This window comes from Pseudomonas sp. OE 28.3, from assembly GCF_014268205.2.
Classification (GTDB): Bacteria; Pseudomonadota; Gammaproteobacteria; order Pseudomonadales; family Pseudomonadaceae; genus Aquipseudomonas; species Aquipseudomonas edaphica.
Genome location: NZ_CP077082.1, coordinates 4,836,898 through 4,853,322 on the forward strand (window position 1 = coordinate 4,836,898; position 16,425 = coordinate 4,853,322).

Annotated in this window: 20 protein-coding genes; 1 reads left to right on the plus strand and 19 read right to left on the minus strand. The window is 60.0% G+C overall.

Annotation, left to right across the window (positions count from 1 at the left end; all coding sequences use genetic code 11):
* The first annotated feature begins 711 nt into the window (after positions 1–711).
* Positions 712–969, plus strand: a complete 258-nt coding sequence (locus HU759_RS21590; RefSeq protein ID WP_099486872.1) for a DUF6124 family protein — start codon at positions 712–714, stop codon at positions 967–969.
* A 135-nt stretch (positions 970–1,104) separates the two neighbouring features.
* Here the strand turns inward: HU759_RS21590 and HU759_RS21595 are convergent, their stop codons facing one another.
* The 19 genes from HU759_RS21595 to fliH all read right to left on the minus strand — a co-directional run bounded on the left by HU759_RS21595 (position 1,105) and on the right by fliH (position 16,421).
* Complete coding sequence (locus tag HU759_RS21595; protein WP_099548885.1) at positions 1,105–1,308, minus strand: cold-shock protein; 204 nt, start codon at positions 1,306–1,308, stop codon at positions 1,105–1,107.
* 383 nt (positions 1,309–1,691) lie between these two features.
* Entirely contained in the window at positions 1,692–1,853 is a 162-nt protein-coding gene (locus tag HU759_RS21600) for a cold-shock protein (protein ID WP_186617152.1), read from the minus strand.
* A gap of 272 nt (positions 1,854–2,125) precedes the next feature.
* Positions 2,126–3,433, minus strand: coding sequence for a type II toxin-antitoxin system HipA family toxin (locus HU759_RS21605; protein ID WP_186617153.1), 1,308 nt, complete (start codon positions 3,431–3,433; stop codon positions 2,126–2,128).
* Positions 3,430–3,726 carry a helix-turn-helix transcriptional regulator gene (locus tag HU759_RS21610; protein WP_099548883.1) on the minus strand — a complete coding sequence of 99 codons (297 nt, stop codon included), beginning with the start codon at positions 3,724–3,726 and terminating at the stop codon, positions 3,430–3,432. Before HU759_RS21610 ends, HU759_RS21605 begins: the two co-directional genes overlap by 4 nt.
* A 354-nt stretch (positions 3,727–4,080) precedes the next feature.
* On the minus strand, positions 4,081–5,217 hold the full coding sequence (flhB, locus tag HU759_RS21615; RefSeq protein ID WP_056859763.1) for a flagellar biosynthesis protein FlhB: 1,137 nt from the start codon (positions 5,215–5,217) through the stop codon (positions 4,081–4,083).
* A gap of 3 nt (positions 5,218–5,220) precedes the next feature.
* Positions 5,221–6,006, minus strand: coding sequence for a flagellar biosynthetic protein FliR (gene fliR, locus HU759_RS21620; protein ID WP_099548882.1), 786 nt, complete (start codon positions 6,004–6,006; stop codon positions 5,221–5,223).
* 3 nt (positions 6,007–6,009) lie between these two features.
* Entirely contained in the window at positions 6,010–6,279 is a 270-nt protein-coding gene (gene fliQ, locus HU759_RS21625; RefSeq protein WP_003214552.1) for a flagellar biosynthesis protein FliQ, read from the minus strand.
* Positions 6,280–6,283: 4 nt separating this feature from the next.
* Entirely contained in the window at positions 6,284–7,027 is a 744-nt protein-coding gene (gene fliP / locus HU759_RS21630) for a flagellar type III secretion system pore protein FliP (protein ID WP_056859761.1), read from the minus strand.
* Positions 7,027–7,467: a flagellar biosynthetic protein FliO gene (gene fliO / locus HU759_RS21635; protein ID WP_170040638.1), complete on the minus strand. Its 441-nt coding sequence runs from the start codon at positions 7,465–7,467 to the stop codon at positions 7,027–7,029. Before fliO ends, fliP begins: the two co-directional genes overlap by 1 nt.
* Position 7,468: 1 nt before the next feature.
* Complete coding sequence (gene fliN, locus HU759_RS21640) at positions 7,469–7,936, minus strand: flagellar motor switch protein FliN (RefSeq protein ID WP_017134946.1); 468 nt, start codon at positions 7,934–7,936, stop codon at positions 7,469–7,471.
* 45 nt (positions 7,937–7,981) lie between these two features.
* On the minus strand, positions 7,982–8,950 hold the full coding sequence (fliM, locus tag HU759_RS21645) for a flagellar motor switch protein FliM (protein WP_010166091.1): 969 nt from the start codon (positions 8,948–8,950) through the stop codon (positions 7,982–7,984).
* Positions 8,951–8,959: 9 nt separating this feature from the next.
* Positions 8,960–9,463, minus strand: a complete 504-nt coding sequence (gene fliL / locus HU759_RS21650) for a flagellar basal body-associated protein FliL (protein WP_017134945.1) — start codon at positions 9,461–9,463, stop codon at positions 8,960–8,962.
* A 222-nt stretch (positions 9,464–9,685) separates the two neighbouring features.
* Positions 9,686–11,026, minus strand: coding sequence for a flagellar hook-length control protein FliK (locus tag HU759_RS21655; protein WP_170040637.1), 1,341 nt, complete (start codon positions 11,024–11,026; stop codon positions 9,686–9,688).
* Between the two features lie 218 nt (positions 11,027–11,244).
* The gene (locus tag HU759_RS21660) at positions 11,245–11,589 is read right to left on the minus strand and encodes an Hpt domain-containing protein (protein ID WP_099548879.1); all 345 of its coding nucleotides are present in this window, start codon (positions 11,587–11,589) and stop codon (positions 11,245–11,247) included.
* 30 nt (positions 11,590–11,619) lie between these two features.
* Positions 11,620–13,338: a fused response regulator/phosphatase gene (locus HU759_RS21665; RefSeq protein ID WP_170040636.1), complete on the minus strand. Its 1,719-nt coding sequence runs from the start codon at positions 13,336–13,338 to the stop codon at positions 11,620–11,622.
* Complete coding sequence (locus HU759_RS21670; protein WP_017134941.1) at positions 13,335–13,640, minus strand: STAS domain-containing protein; 306 nt, start codon at positions 13,638–13,640, stop codon at positions 13,335–13,337. The genes HU759_RS21665 and HU759_RS21670 overlap by 4 nt, the downstream gene beginning before the upstream one ends.
* Before the next feature lie 215 nt (positions 13,641–13,855).
* Positions 13,856–14,305 (minus strand): flagellar export protein FliJ, encoded by a 450-nt coding sequence (fliJ, locus tag HU759_RS21675; protein ID WP_016972024.1) that lies wholly within the window; start codon positions 14,303–14,305, stop codon positions 13,856–13,858.
* Between the two features lie 3 nt (positions 14,306–14,308).
* On the minus strand, positions 14,309–15,667 hold the full coding sequence (fliI, locus tag HU759_RS21680; RefSeq protein ID WP_017134940.1) for a flagellar protein export ATPase FliI: 1,359 nt from the start codon (positions 15,665–15,667) through the stop codon (positions 14,309–14,311).
* Positions 15,657–16,421 (minus strand): flagellar assembly protein FliH, encoded by a 765-nt coding sequence (gene fliH / locus HU759_RS21685; protein ID WP_170040635.1) that lies wholly within the window; start codon positions 16,419–16,421, stop codon positions 15,657–15,659. The genes fliI and fliH overlap by 11 nt, the downstream gene beginning before the upstream one ends.
* Positions 16,422–16,425 lie beyond the last annotated feature (4 nt).

Below are 16,425 nucleotides of genomic sequence, written 5' to 3' on the forward strand. Positions count from 1 at the left end.
GCGTCACGGGAGGCATTCCCACGCGGGAGCGTGGGAACGATCTTCAGCGGGCTTGCTCGCGAAGGCGGTGGTTCAGTTAGAACAGTTTTGGCTGACACACCGCTTTCGCGAGCAAGCCCGCTCCCACAGCTGAATGGGGGTGTACCTGTTGTAAAGATCGTTCCCACGCTCTGCGTGGGAATGCAGCCAGGGACGCTCCGCGTCCCGACTTGAGCCTTGCGCAACGGTGACGCAGAGCGTCACAGGAGGCATTCCCACGCGGGAGCGTGGGAACGATCTTCAACCGGTTCCAGTGTGGGAGCTGGCTTGCCTGCGATTGCGGTGGGTCAGGCACTGAAGGGCCAGCCATGAGTCAGCCATCGCAGGCAAGCCAGCTCCCACAGTTGGATGGGTGTGTACCTGTTGTTACTGAGGAAATTTCCGACAAGGTTTTCGGGTTGCCCCTAGGAACCGGGCTCCCTAGTCTCCGTACACCGCTGCAAATGCAGTGGTCGGGCGTCGCGGCCCGGTTTACTACGGAGTAAAAGCACCATCTCCCTTTCAGTCGACGCTTTTTTATCGTCTACTGTGCGGCGCTATGGCGGCTGTGCGCGGGATACCTTCGGGTATGCCGGGTTGCTCCTAGACCGGTCCGCGAACCTGCGTACAGCTGCCACCTTCAATCGCGTCGCGGCGATCAGTGGCGGCTCCACTTTCGCAAGGAGCTTCACAATGATCAAACCCACCCCAAATCCCCCACCCAGCGTAATCCTCACCCTTATCGACGGCATCAGCACCGAAGACCTGCTGGTCAACCTCACCGAAAACCTGGCATCCGCCCACGCCCTGACCTGCGACTTCGCCTTTGACCTGGAAGGAACACAGCGAGAAGGTGCGCTGGGTATTGCGCAGTTGATTGAGGTGGGACGGTTGTTGGCTGAGCGACTGCTGGATGACAGAGCGCCGTCACCAGAGGCAGAACCTGCCTGAATGATCGTGATGATCGTTCCCACGCTCTGCGTGGGAATGCAGCCAGGGACGCTCCGCGTCCCGACTTGAGCCTTGCGCAACGGTGACGCAGAGCGTCACAGGAGGCATTCCCACGCGGGAGCGTGGGAACGATCTTCATAAGGGTTGGATGTTGGACGCTTGCTTGCCTTTGGGCCCTGTCGTTACGTCATAGCTGACTTTTTGGTTCTCTTGCAGAGATTTGAACCCAGCACTCTGAATCGCTGAAAAATGCGCAAAAAGATCCTCGCTACCATCATCTGGAGTAATAAAACCGAACCCTTTTGTTTCGTTAAACCACTTCACAGTACCCGTCGCCATAACCCTTCTCCTGACATTGCGCGCAAAAAATCCCGCTAGATAAGCCTGATACAAAACGCAAACACACCCTTTGGCCGGTGAATCCTGGCGAACTGTACCCGCTGACCTTCTCTCCACCGGGTACACGCTGAACTCAAGCGGTCCAAACACACCGGTTCATCATCGCCATCCAACGCAATCAGCCCTTCACCGGTCTTGCGGTTATAAACCTTGATCGTCCCCGTCACCGCTTCCATCACCCTTCCCCTGCATCTCGTTACTACTTGCGTACAGTGCCTGGCACCATCAAACCGCGAGAACGCAGAGCTGACTACTGTCAGAGTTGACAGGTAGACGGGGATTAACGACCAGTGGTAGTGATTGTTTGCTGAGCAGGCGGGGGGTTATTTTCTTCGTTTGCGGGATTTGCGCGCCTTGGGCGGCGCATCGATTTCGCTGCAGGGATTGCCCGTTGCCTGAACGGGTACTGCATTGCCTTCGCGGTCGCGGGCGACAAAACCAATGCCCTTGACGGCGTCAAACCACCTGACCGTAGCCCTGTCCATGACCGCTCTCCCGAGCCGCGCATGACGGCGCACCTCGCCGCTCTATGTAACAGTGAAGGCGGTGCAATGGATACTGTCAAAGTTGACAGGTAACGCTGAACTTTAGACAGATGGCAGCGCTGGTTGTTATGCCGCCAAGGGCTCCGCCCGCCGTGCCTGCTCCGCAGCCAGTCCGGCAAGTTCGGACAAGAGAGCAACCGAAGGGGTTGCCCAAGCAGGGTGCGGAGCTTCAAGGCTGGTGTTCAAACGTTCCGATGCTCATCTACGAGGTGTCAGCGCTTGGTAGGTCGTATCAGTTTGAAGTAGTCATGGTCTTGTTCCAGAACAGCTTTGTAACCGGCGCCTGCTTTGAGGGGAATCCTTACACTTTTGAAAATGTCATCCCATTGGGCAAATGCGGCTAGCGTTTGCTCAATGTAGTCGTTCGGCTTGAGGTACTTGTAGTCTGCGCACAGCTCCTGAATCAGCCTCCGGGTTGCCTTCCCTCGACCGTTATATGCCGTTGTGTGTTCACCCCGAGCCTCCGAGAAAGTCAGGTCGTATGCCGGCGCGAGCGTCCACCTTGCTTCGTCGCCAGGCTTCTCTGGCTCACGCCCGATGAACGCGAAGTTCTTGGTGTGATCGTCGTAGTTGTGAAACAGTGCATTGAAAACCATCACCCTGGCCATTTTTTCGACCTCTGCGGCACTACGCGTCAGCATGTTTGTGAGCTTCAGTAGCCCGCTGTAGTCCATGGATGGCAGTTTGTACGCAGCGTACATAAGCGCAGAAACCGTGATCATGTGAAGCTTTTTATCGCGCTGCCGGTCAAAGCGCTTTGTTGCGAAGAAGCCCTCGCGACTACCGTCATGCATGGTCATGTTCAGGACAGTCGACTCAGCCATTTCGACACCTGCGTCCCTGGCCATCAGGTAGTAAGCATACTCAATTGCGCCGGTTTCAACCGGCTCATCTGGCGCCCTGAATTTGACTATCCAGTGATCATAGCCCGGCAGAATTGGCCCAAAAGCGGACGTTGCATGCTGCCCATCAGGAGACATTGCGACAATCGCTTTAGGGCGGGCACCACCAGGCGATCCCCCTGCAAGCCTGAGCTTGGTAAGCACTGCCGAAGTGTCTCCTGACAGGACTTCCACGGAATTCTCGAAGAGCTCTGCAAGGTTAATTGTCCCCCTCAGCTCTCCTCTTTCCGCTTTTGGATGGTACTCAAACGCTCCCATGGCTCTGTCGCCCATGTAAGCGAGCCGATCCAGGGCAGTAACTGTGTAAGCAGTTCCCTCACCGAATGTGGCATTAAGGAATCTGTCCATCAGCAGCATGCCCCAGCCGTCTGGAAGAGAGTCCGCAAAGGGGCCGTGCAATCCTTCGAACAGTTCAGGAGCACGAGCAAGCTGGGGTTTGTCGTCAAACTTCATCGTGAACGGCGACAGGTTGAAGCCTGTAGCGAGCCATACCGGGTCGTAAGTGAAAAAAATCCCAACCCCCTCCTCCCTGTACAGATCACCGACTTTCACACCGCTTTTGGTGACCTCAAGGGATTCGAAACGCTTCAGCTTCGGATAATCCTGGCGCGGTTTCATTTAGAACCCCGTTTGCGCTTTGAGTTTTTCAGCTCTGTGAGGGAGTTCGGCTGCGAAGGTTTAAACAGAGTCGTTAGCGGAGTCAGCTCATCGAGCGCGGTGGCGAGCAGAATCATCGATTCGAGAGTAATAGAACCTGCAGTCTCGAACCGCTGGATCGACGACTCCGATACCCCTGAAAGCTCTGCCAAGGTCTTCCTCGTGAGGTTTTTCGATAGCCGTAGCTTTTTTGCATTTTTCCCCACATCGCGAGCGATCTCTGCGGGGGAGCTGAGCAAATGCATGAAGGACATGGCAGGCCTCGTTTAATTTTTCCTAATGGCTAAATCTGACTTATTAATGGCATAAAATCAGCATTATTAGTCAGTTTTGACCATTATAGTGCTATTGGCGTGCGCGAGGAAAAATCATATACCTTGCTAACAGTCAGATATGACTATTTATATGGAAAAATTCGCTTTAATAGGTCAGTTATGACTAATTATATCTTCCATGCGCACAACTCAAACTTTGGTTGTCCGTGAGGCTCCGTATCCATTGGGGTTTAGATCATGCGCCGAACGGCGCGCTGCAAGCTCGGCGCACGGGCAGGAAAAAACGCGAGGTCGGAGCCGGGCTTGCCTGCGATGGCGTCGGTGCAGGACGAATCAGGAATCGCGGCGCAGCTCCGGCGGAATCGGCAGGTCCTTGAGCGGGTCGGGCCGCTTGCCCTTGCCCGCGCGGTATTGGCGGATCTGGTACACGTAGGCCAATACCTGCGCCACGGCCAGGTACAGGCCAGCGGGGATCTCCTGGTCGAGGTCGGTAGAGTAGAAGATCGACCGCGCCAGCTCCGGCGATTCCAGCAGCAGAATGTCGTTGGCCACGGCGATTTCGCGAATCTTCAGCGCGGTAAAGTCGCTGCCCTTGGCCAGCAACATCGGCGCGCCGCCCTTCTCCGGGTCGTACTTGAGCGCCACGGCGTAGTGGGTCGGGTTGGTGATGACCACGTCGGCATCCGGCACTGCCGCCATCATCTTGCGCTGGGACATTTCGCGCTGCAGTTGGCGAATCCGCTGTTTGACCTCGGGGCGGCCTTCCTGGTCTTTGTGTTCGTCACGCACTTCCTGCTTGGTCATCAGCAGTTTCTTGTGGCTTTCCCACAGCTGAATCGGCGCGTCCACGGCGGCGATGATGATCAGCCCGCAGGCCATCCACAGCGCACTCCAGCCCACCACCTGCACACTGTGAATAATTGCGGATTCCAGCGGCTCATGGGCAATGCGCAGCAAATCGTCGATGTCGGAGGACAACACCGTCAGCGCCACAAACAGGATCAGGATGAATTTCGCCAGCGCCTTGAGCAGTTCCACCAGCGCCTTGGTGGAAAACATACGCTTAAGCCCAGGCCCAGGGTTCATGCGGCTGAACTTGGGCGCCATGCTGCCGGCGGCAAACAGCCAGCCGCCGAGGGACACCGGCCCGATCAGCGCCGCCAGCAACAGGGTGATAAGCACCGGCTGCACCGCCAGAATCGCGATCTTGCCCGAGTGCAACAGGTACTGGCCCATGGCGCCGGGGCTCAGCAGCACTTCGCGCGGCAGCGAAAAGTTGAGCTTCATCAACTCCATCAGGTCCAGCGCCAGGCCACCGCCGTAGATCAGCAGGCCCCCGGCACCGGCGAGCATCACCGCCAGGGTATTGAGTTCTTTGGAGCGGGCAATCTCGCCCTTTTCCCTGGAGTCCTTTTTACGTTTCTCCGTGGGGTCTTCTGTTTTGTCCTGGCCACTCTCGCTCTCGGCCATGTCTCAACGCGCCCGTGCCAGATCACGTAAAAACTGCAAGGCGTCGGTGGCCAGCGGTTGATACTGATTGAGAATGTCGGCCATGCCGATCCAGAAAATCCCCATGCCCAACACCAGGGTCAGCGGGAAACCAATCGAGAAAATGTTCAGCTGCGGCGCCGCGCGAGTCATCACGCCAAACGCGATGTTGACCACCAGCAGCGCAGTAATCGCCGGCAACACCAGCAACAACGAGGCGCCCAATACCCAACTCATGCGGCCGACCAATTCCCAGAAGTGATTGACCACCAGCCCCGAGCCCACCGGCAAGGTGGTGAAGCTTTCGGTCATGACCTCGAACACCACCAGATGGCCGTTCATCGCCAGGAAAATCAAGGTCACCAGCATGGTCAGGAACTGCCCGATCACTGCCACCGACACGCCGTTGGTAGGGTCGACCATGGACGCGAAGCCCATGCCCATCTGGATCGAGATGATTTGCCCGGCGATTACAAAGGCCTGGAAGAACAACGTCAGCGAGAAGCCCATCAGCGCGCCGATCAATATCTGCTCGGCAATCAGCAACAACGCACTGAGGTCCAGGGCATTCACCGGCGGCATCGGCGGCAAGCCGGGCACGATGACGATGGTAATGGCGAAGGCAAAATACAGGCGGATGCGCCTCGGCACCAAGGTAGTCCCGAACACCGGCATGGTCATCAGCACTGCCGTGACGCGAAACATCGGCAAAATGAAAGACGCCACCCAGGTGCTGATCTGGGTGTCGGTCAAGGCCAGCACAGATTGCATCGGTCAGCCGATCAACTGCGGAATACTGCCGTACAGCTGCAGGATGTATTCCATAAAGGTTTGCACCAGCCACGGGCCGGCGACGATCAGGGTGATCAGCATCACCAGCAAACGCGGGAGGAAGCTCAAGGTTTGTTCGTTGATCTGGGTCGCGGCCTGGAACATCGCCACCAGCAGGCCCACCAACAGGCTCGGCACCACCAGCACGGCGACCATCATGGTGGTCAGCCACAGCGCTTCACGGAACAGGTCGACCGCTACTTCTGGCGTCATGTCACTACACCCCGCCGAAACTGCTGGCCAGGGTGCCGATAATCAGCGCCCAGCCGTCCACCAGCACAAACAGCATGATCTTGAACGGCAACGAAATAATCAGCGGCGACAGCATCATCATCCCCATGGCCATCAGCACGCTCGCCACCACCAGGTCGATGATCAGGAACGGGATAAAGATCATGAAGCCGATCTGGAACGCGGTTTTCAATTCGGAAGTGACGAAGGCCGGCACCAGGATGGTCAACGGCGCCTGATCCGGTGTGGCAATGTCGGTGCGCTTGGACAGGCGCATAAACAGCTCCAGGTCGCTGGAACGGGTTTGCGAGAGCATGAAGTCCTTGATCGGACCCTGGGCCTTGTCTATCGCGTCCTGAGCCGAGAGTTTCTCCGCCAGATAGGGCTGCAAGGCTTGCTGGTTCACCTTGTCGAACACCGGCGCCATGATGAACAAGGTCAAGAACAGCGCCATGCCGGTGAGGATCTGGTTCGACGGTGTCTGCTGCAGGCCCAGGGCCTGACGCAAAATCGAGAACACGATGATGATCCGCGTAAAGCTGGTCATCAGCATGACAAACGCCGGGATAAAACTCAGCGCAGTCATGATCAGCAAAATCTGCAGGCTGACCGAGTATTCCTGGGCGCCGGCCGCGTTGGTGCCCAGGGTGATCGCCGGGATCGACAACGGGTCGGCTGCCAACGCCAGCGGCGCGGCCAGCAACAGCATGAGCGTCAATAAAACGCGCATTACTTCTTATCCTTCTGATCCTTGCCCAGCAACTCCATCAGGCGCTGGGCGAATTCCGGCGTGGCGGTCTCGGTCCTGGTTGCTTCCACCGGCGTCTTGAGTACGTGCAACGGGGTGATGCGGCCGGGCGTGATACCCAGCAGGATTTGCTCTTCGCCCACCTGCACCAGCACCAGCCGATCACGCGGGCCGAGGGCGCGCGAGCCGATCATCTCGATCACCTGGGCATTGCCCGGCCCGATGCGCTGCACGCGGCGCATCAGCCAGGCGAGCACGAAGATCAGACCGACTACCAGCAACAATCCAAGCACCAGCTGGGTCAACTGGCCGCCGATACCACTGCTGACCACAGGTGCCGCAGCCGCCGCTTGGGCGACCGGCTCAGCCGCCAGGGCGCTCAATGGCAGCGCCAGAAACAGTCCCGCCATCGAATACTTCATCTCAGCGCAACTTCTTGATGCGTTCGCTTGGGCTGATCACGTCCGTCAGGCGGATGCCGAACTTCTCGTTGACCACCACCACCTCGCCATGGGCGATCAGGGTGCCGTTGACCAGCACGTCCAGCGGCTCACCGGCCAGGCGGTCGAGCTCGATCACCGAACCCTGGTTGAGTTGCAGCAGGTTGCGGATGTTGATTTCGGTGCTGCCGACTTCCATGGAGATCGACACCGGAATGTCGAGAATCACATCCAGGTTCGGGCCGTCGAGGGTCACCGGGTCGTTGTTTTTCGGCACGCTGCCGAATTCTTCCATCGGCAGGCGTTTGCCGGCCGGCGCCATGGCGGCGTCGGCGGCCAGCAGCGCGTCGATGTCGTCCTGGCCGACATCGCCGGTTTCTTCCAGGGCCGCAGCCCATTCGTCAGCCAGGGCCTGGTCTTCGGCGGAAGTGTTTTCGTGTTCGGTAGCCATTACATGTCCTCGGCGCAGCAAAAATTCATCGATAGAAGGGGCAGATCAGCGACGGTTGATCGGTTCGATCACTTGCAACGCCAGGTTGCCCTTGTGGGAACCGAGCTTGACCTTGAACGACGGCACGCCATTGGCGCGCATGATCAGCTCTTCCGGCAACTCCACGGGGATCACGTCCCCCGGTTGCATGTGCAAAATATCGCGCAAACGCAGCTGGCGACGGGCCACAGTGGCGCTCAAAGGCACGTCGACGTCCAGCAGGTCTTCGCGCAGGGCCTTGACCCAGCGTTCGTCCTGGTCGTCAAGGTCGGACTGGAAACCGGCGTCGAGCATTTCGCGCACCGGCTCGATCATCGAGTACGGCATGGTCACGTGCAGGTCGCCGCCACCACCATCAAGCTCGATGTGGAAGGTGGAGACCACAATGGCTTCGCTGGGGCCGACGATGTTGGCCATGGCTGGGTTCACTTCCGAGTTGATGTACTCGAAATTGACTTCCATGATCGCCTGCCAGGCTTCCTTCAAGTCGATGAAGGCTTGCTCCAGCACCATGCGCACCACACGCAATTCGGTAGGGGTGAATTCACGCCCTTCGATCTTGGCGTGGCGGCCGTCGCCGCCGAAGAAGTTGTCCACCAGCTTGAACACCAGCTTGGCGTCGAGGATGAACAGCGCGGTACCGCGCAACGGTTTGATCTTGACCAGGTTGAGGCTGGTGGGCACATACAGCGAATGCACGTACTCACCGAACTTCATCACCTGCACGCCGCCCACCGCTACGTCTGCCGAGCGGCGCAGCATGTTGAACATGCTGATACGGGTGTAACGGGCGAAACGCTCATTGATCATCTCCAGGGTCGGCATGCGCCCACGGACGATGCGATCCTGGCTGGTGAGGTCATAACTTTTGACGCTGCCGGGTTCGGCAGCCATTTCGGTCTGTACCAGACCATCGTCGACGCCATGCAACAGCGCGTCGATTTCATCCTGGGACAGCAGGTCTTGCACGGCCATGTCGTGATCCTACTGCAATACGAAGTTAGTGAAGAGCGCCTGCTCGACCACGACTTTGCCGAGCTCTTTCTGGGCCACTTCCTGCACGCTGGCAGTGACCTTCTGGCGCAGCATTTCCTGGCCGACCGGGGTGGCCAGGCTGTCGAAGCTCTGCCCGGAGAACAGCATCACCAGGTTGTTGCGGATCACCGGCATATGCACTTTAAGCGCATCCAGGTCCGCCTGGTTACGCGCCAGCAAGGTGATGCTCACCTGCAGGTAGCGTTGGCGACCGTTCTGATTGTAGTTGGCGACAAAGGCCGGCAGCATCGGCTCGAAGATTGCCGGTTGCTTGACGTTAGTGGCGGTTTCGGCGGCGGGAGCCGGTTTGCTCGCGCTGCTGTGCATGATGTACCACGTGCCGCCAATCGAGGCGCCAATGGCCAGGAGCAGGCCCAGCACAATCAGCAGGATCAGCTTGAGCTTGCCTTTGCCTGCGGGTGGGGTTGCTGCTGCGTCGTCACTCTTCGCCATGCCAATAATCCGTCACTATTCGGGGATTCATAGATCTACGGGAAGGCAAGAGCAAGTGTTATGCCAGAGTTGTCTGACTAACCGGGGAACGGCGAACACCCAAAATCAAATGTGGGAGCTGGCTTGCCTGCGATAGCGGTGGATCAGCTCACATCTCTGTGCCTGATACAGCGCCATCGCAGGCAAGCCAGCTCCCACATTGACCGCGTTTTTTGGCTCAAGTCAGGCGTAGTAATCGACGGCGCTGGAGCCGATCACGGTCTGGCTCACCGGCGCGACCGCCGCCGCCACTTCAGCAGCGTCACCCGCATCGCCGCCATCACCACGCCCACCACTGCCGCTTATGCCGCGGGCCTGATTCTGCTGCTGTTGCTCCTGGCCCTGACCCTGCCAGCCACGCGACTGGTCGGAGACGTTGACGTCGACCTGCCCCATGCCTTGCTGGGCAAACATCTCGCGCAAACGGCCGGACTGGCTTTCCAGCGCTTCACGTACCACGGCGTGGCCGCTCATGAAGTTGACCTGGGCTTGCTGGTCGGCGGTCATATTGACCTTGATATCCAGGCGCCCCAGTTCAGCCGGTTGCAACTGAATCTCCGCCGACTTGAGGTTGGCGCTGGACAGGTACATCACGCGGTTGACCACCTCTTCGGTCCAGCCGCTCTGGTGCATGGCCAATGGCGCATTGGCCACGGGCGGCAAGGCGTTCGCGGTTTTCGGCGTGGCAGCCTGGGTCAGCGCGGCCAGGCGGTTGGCGAAATCATCCACCCGCGTGTCGCTGCCGGCGTCTTTCAAATCCTTGAGGCCACCTTCGATCAGCCCACTGAAGGCCTTGTCGCCGCCCTGGTCAGTGCTGTCTTTGGTGGCTTGCTGGTCGACCATACTGGCAAGACCTGCGGCAAAGTTCTGCGCGGCGGTTGGCTGGTCCTGAGTGGAGGTCGGCGCGGCTTTCTGAGGCGTCTGGCTGCTGGCCGACACATGGCCGCCCTGCTCCATGGCCAAGCGCACGGCCGGCATCGAATCCAGCGGATCGGCTTCGGGGTCGAAGGCCGGTTGCTTGGCGTCATCGGTGCCTGCAAGCGGCGCCGCGACCACCGGCTGGGCCGTGTCGTCATGGGTGGCTACCGGCGCGGGCGTTGGCACCGGAACAGGCACTGGCGTAACAACGGCGACCAATGCCGGGTCGACCACCGGATCAGCCGGGGGCTGCTGCGCCAGGGCCGGGTCGGCGGACTTGTCGTCATCACTGCTGGCGCTGTCGTCGGCCTTGGCCGGCTTGGCAGGCAAGGGATTGCCGCTATCGGCAACCGCTGGCGTACTGGCGGCAGGCTTGTCGTTGCTGGCAACCGGCTTGGTATTGGCGTCCGCAGGCTTGTCACGCGAGATTTTGACCGGAGTGTCATTGGTCTTCAGCGTGGGCTTGGGGCTTTGGTTGGCAAACACTTGAGCGAAACCAGGGCCCTTGTCCCGTGGGTCCGCGGCCGCTACAGGCGGTGTGGCGGCCGGCGCTTGAGGCTTGGCCGCGGGGGCAGCCTGAAGGAGCGAATTGGGGGCGACTGGCATAGGTAAAGGTCTCCACTGCACTGGGGGTCGGGGATGCAGTATTGGGAGGTAGAGCAAGAGTTGGGCCAGGTTTGGTTTTTTGACGGTAGATCCATTGTGCTCTGTGGGAGCTGGCTTGCCTGCGATGCAGACACCTCGGTGTATCAGGCAAAACCAGTCGATGCCATCGCAGGCAAGCCAGCTCCCACATTTGGCCGAGACCGGCTTGGCGACTCAATTCAAAGCTGAAAGCGCTGCCTTTCCGACTCATACAGCGGCCGCACCAACGCAAACTCATGATCAATCTGATCAACCAGCGCACCCAAGTCCGCCGACAACTCGACGGACTCCACCTCCAGCCGCTGACACAACTGCGCCAACCGCACCGCCCCAAGGTTGCCACTGCTGCCCTTGAAGCTATGGGCAATCCGGCCCAACGCCTTGGCGTCACCACGCGACTTGCGCAACGCATCGATACGCTTTTGCGAATCGTCCAGAAAGGTATCCAGCAATTTCGGATATTCGCTTTCCATCACTTCCTGCAGGCCCGTCAGCACATCAGGGTCCAGATGAATCTCAAGCACTTGTTCGCTCCTTGATCAAGAATCGGCGGATTATGCCAGAGCCCCCCAGCAAAACTCCACGCACACACTGCGCCCGCCATCGGTCCAGCGTACATCGCTGCTCAGTTGCCGTACCAGGCTCAGCCCCCGGCCAGACAAACGGTCGATATCCAGCGGCCGCGCCAGCACCTGTTCCACGTCAAACCCTGGGCCACTGTCTTCGATGCGCAGCGTCATTTTGCCGCCCGTGGCAGTCGGCAACACCTGCACATGTACCCGCACGTAACCGCTGTTCAACTGCGTCAGGCGCTCGTTGCGCTGGCGGTAATACTCGGAAAATCCTTGGGCATCGCGCTTGAGTCGCGAATCCAGGCCCAGCACGCCATGCTCCAGCGCATTGGAATACAACTCGGCCATCACGCTGTACAGCGCGCCGCTTTGCCCACGCAGGCCATGAATCTCCAGCAGCAATTGCAACAGGTACGGCAACGGGTTGTAGCTTTTGAGCGTTCGCGCACGAAACTCGAAGCTCACCGACCAATCCAACGGGCACGACTGGCCACTGTCGGCATACAGCGGCTCAGCCGCCCGCGACGGCTGGCCAGGCTGCAAGGTGATCTCCACCATGCTGACATCATCGCGCGCCTCACCCCGGAACGCCGCCAGGGCCTGCTCAATCTCCTCAAACAAGCGGTCGGGCTTGCGATTGCTGGCAAATACCTGCTGCAAACGCGCCGCGCCAAATAACTGTTCACTGGCGTTGGCGGTATCCAGCACCCCATCGGACAACAAGAACACCCGGTCGCCCAAGGCCATGGGCCAGACTTCGGTACTGTCATCAAACGCCTGTGCCGAAAGCACACCCAGCGGCAGGTGCCGGGATAACAAAGGCGTACGCTTGCCGGTGGCGATCTCATGCACATAGCCGTCGGGCATGCCGCCGTTCCATACCTCCACCACGCGCCGCTGGGTACTCAGGCACACCAGCGTGGCGCAGCAGAACATGTCCACCGGCAAGATGCGCTTGAGCTTGGCATTCATCTCGCGCAGGGTCTGCGCCAGGCCGTAACCCTTGGCGGTCATGCCGTAGAAGACTTCCGCCAGCGGCATGGCGCCCACTGCGGCCGGCAGGCCATGGCCGGTGAAGTCACCGAGCAGCACATGCATGTCGCCGGACGGCGTGTACGCCGCCAACAACAGGTCGCCGTTGAACAGCGCATAGGGCGATTGCAGGTAACGAATGTTCGGCGCCGCATTGATGCAACCCGAATGCGCTACCTTGTCGAACACCGCCTTGGCCGCGCGTTGCTCATGCAACAGGTAATCGTGGTGCCGGGCGATCTGGTCGCGCTGGCGCAGCACCGTGGCCTGCAGGCGCCGCAGACGGTCCATGGCATTGATCTTGGCGGCCAGGATCAGCGGGTTGTAGGGTTTGGGCAGGAAATCATCGCCACCGGCATCCAGGCATTGGGCCAGGGCTTCGCTTTCGCGCAGCGAGGTGAGGAAGATGATCGGCACCAGCGCCTCACCCGCCAACTGTTTGATCCGCCGCGCCGCTTCAAAACCGTCCATCACCGGCATAAGGGCGTCCATCAACACCAGTTGCGGGCGCTCGCGGGTAAACACCTCGACGGCTTGCGCGCCATTGGTGGCGGTGAGCACCTGGTGGCCCTGACGCCGAATGATGGTCGACAGCAACAATAAATCGGCGGCGCTGTCTTCGGCGATCAGGATCGTCAGTGGTTCAAGGACCGGGGCCAAGGTGCTCAACTGATGTCGAACAGTTTGTCGAAGTTGGAGATGCCGAGGATCTTGCGCACATCGGAGTTGCTGTTGATGACCTGCACTTCGGCCTCATCGCCACCGGCATGGTCCCGCAGCAGCAGGAGCATGCCGAGCGCCGAGCTGTCCAGATAGGTGGCTTCTTTCAGATCTACCACGTAGATGTCGGGCACCTTGTAGAACCGCTCGTAGGCATCGCGAAAGGTCTGGTGGCTTCCGAAATCGAATCGGCCTCTTACTTTAATCGTCAACTTCGTCCCATCCAGGGATACTTCTGACTCGACTGACATGTGACTGCTTCCTTGTCATTGGCAATGTGCAACAAGGTTTAGCAGCTGAACCGGATCTGGGCAACACCGAGCACTCAATGTGGGAGCTGGCTTGCCTGCGATGCAGGCGACGAGGTGTATCAGTGATACAGCGGTGATGCTATCGCAGGCAAGCCAGCTCCCACCTAAGCCAGCACCCACACAGCCCGGCTCCCACAGTAGGCAAGTGGAAACTGTTAGTACTGTGACTGGCGGGGAAGGCGTTGTGACAGCTCATCGAGCAGCTTCTGCTCACGCTTGTCCTCAATCGCCCGCGCTTCGTCGATATAACGCTGCACCAGCTTGCGCAAGCCTTCAACGCGGGCAAACGCCGCCTGCCAACTTTCACGGGCTTTATCAAGATTGTTCTGGTGCCAGGCCAGGCTCTGGCGCTGCTGGCCCACAGCGGTTTCCAACTGGTTAAGAAAGCCCTGGTAGCCCATCAACCACTGTCCGGACACACCCTTGCTGCCACGCTCGATCCACTGCTGCTGGTATTCGCCGCGAAAGCGCTCCAGGTCGCCCAGCTTGCTTTCCGCCAGGCGCACCTGCCCCTGGAAGTAACCCAGGCGTTGCACGGCGGTTTTTTCGGCCTTTTCGGCCATGTCCACCACTGGGGCCAGGCGTGAAGAACGGGTGCTGGCCATGGCTTAACCGCCCGGCGCCGGAGCGAAGATCGAGCCCAGGTGAGCTTCGCTTTCGCCCATGCTGATCTTGTCGTTGAGCCCCTGGCGCAGGTAGCTCACCAGTTGCGGTTGCAGCGCGATGGCCAGGTCGGTTTCGCGATCACCACCGGCCACGTAGGCGCCGACGCTGATCAGGTCGCGGCTCTGCTGGTAGCGCGACCACAGTTGTTTGAAGTGCTGCGCACGCGCCATGTGCTCGGGCGTGACCACCGCCGGCATCACCCGGCTGATCGAAGCTTCGATGTCGATGGCCGGGTAGTGCCCTTCCTCGGCCAGGCGCCGCGACAGCACGATGTGGCCATCGAGCACGCCCCGCGCCGAGTCGGCAATCGGGTCTTGCTGGTCATCGCCTTCGGACAACACGGTGTAGAACGCGGTGATCGAACCACCACCGGCCTCGGCATTACCGGCGCGCTCCACCAGCTTGGGCAGCTTGGCGAACACTGAAGGCGGGTAGCCTTTGGTGGCGGGCGGTTCGCCGATGGCCAAGGCGATTTCCCGCTGGGCCTGGGCGAAACGTGTGAGCGAGTCCATCAGCAACAGGACATTCTTGCCCTTGTCGCGAAAATATTCGGCGATACGCGTGCAGTACATGGCGGCGCGCAGGCGCATCAGCGGCGCATCGTCCGCAGGCGACGCGACTACCACCGAGCGTTTGAGGCCTTCTTCACCGAGGCTGTGCTCGATGAACTCTTTCACTTCACGGCCGCGCTCGCCGATCAGCCCGACCACAATAATGTCGGCCTCGGTAAAACGCGTCATCATGCCCAGCAACACCGACTTACCCACGCCCGTACCGGCAAACAGGCCCAGACGCTGGCCGCGACCGACCGTCAATAAACCGTTGATGCTGCGTATGCCCACGTCCAGCGGCACACTAATGGGGTTGCGGTTGAGCGGGTTGATGGTCGGGCCGTCCATCGGCACCCAGTCTTCGGCCTTCATGCCGCCCTTGCCGTCGAGTGCGCGGCCGGCGCCATCGAGCACGCGGCCGAGCATGCTCATGCCCATCGGCAGGCGGCCGGTGTCGGCCAACGGCACCACGCGGGCGCCAGGGGCGATGCCCGCCAGGCTGCCGACCGGCATGAGGAAAATCTTGCTGCCGGAAAAGCCCATCACCTCGGCTTCGACCTGCACCGGGTGGTAGCTGTCGTCGTTGATCACCAGGCAGCGGCTGCCCATGGCGGCGCGCAGGCCTTCGGCTTCGAGGGTCAGGCCGACCATGCGCAGCAGGCGCCCTTCGAGGATCGGCTGGCCGGGCAACTCCGTGGCCTCGGCGTAGCCACCCAGGCGCTTGGCGAAGCTGGTGCGATCAAGGCGCATCGGTGGCGTCCAGATCAACGCTCAGGTCAGGTTCGGCGGGGTTCAACACCTGCTCATGCACCTGATCCAACAGCTTGGCCATGATCTGGCTGATGCGGGTTTCCACCGTGGCATCGATGCGGCTGTGTTCGGTTTCCACGCGGCAACCACCGGGCAACAACGCCGCGTCCTCGACGATGCGCCAGGTTTCTTCATGGCGCTCGCGCAGGGCTTTGACCTGTTCGAAATCCTGCGGGTTGATGTACAGGCGCACATTGCCCACGCCCAACGGCAGCAGCTTGAGGGCTTCGCGCATGACGCTTTCGATATGGCTGGAATCGAGCACCAGCTCGCGCTGGATGACTTGCCGGGCAATGTGCTCGACCAGGCCGACCATGGCTTTTTCGATCTGCGAGTCCTGCTCGGCAATCGGGTCGAACAGCGTACCCATCAGCCGCTCAAGGCTGGCGAGTTTGACGCCGAGCGCCTCTTCGGCTTCCTGGCGTACTTTGAGGGTAGTGCTGCGAAAGCCGTCTTTTTCGCCGGCCGCAAAGCCTTCGTTGTAGGCTTCCTGGCGGATGGCTTCCAACTCTTCAAGGGTCAGTGGCTGGACTTCATCCAGTGGCACTTCTTCCATCTCTACCGGCGTTTCAACCAACGGCTCGGGCTCAGGTTCCGGCACATGTGGATCGAAGCTGGGCAGCGACCAGATGTCGAACCCGCCGACATCCCGCGCGCGAATCAGATCGCTGGGCGTCTCATCTTTGTTCGACATGGGA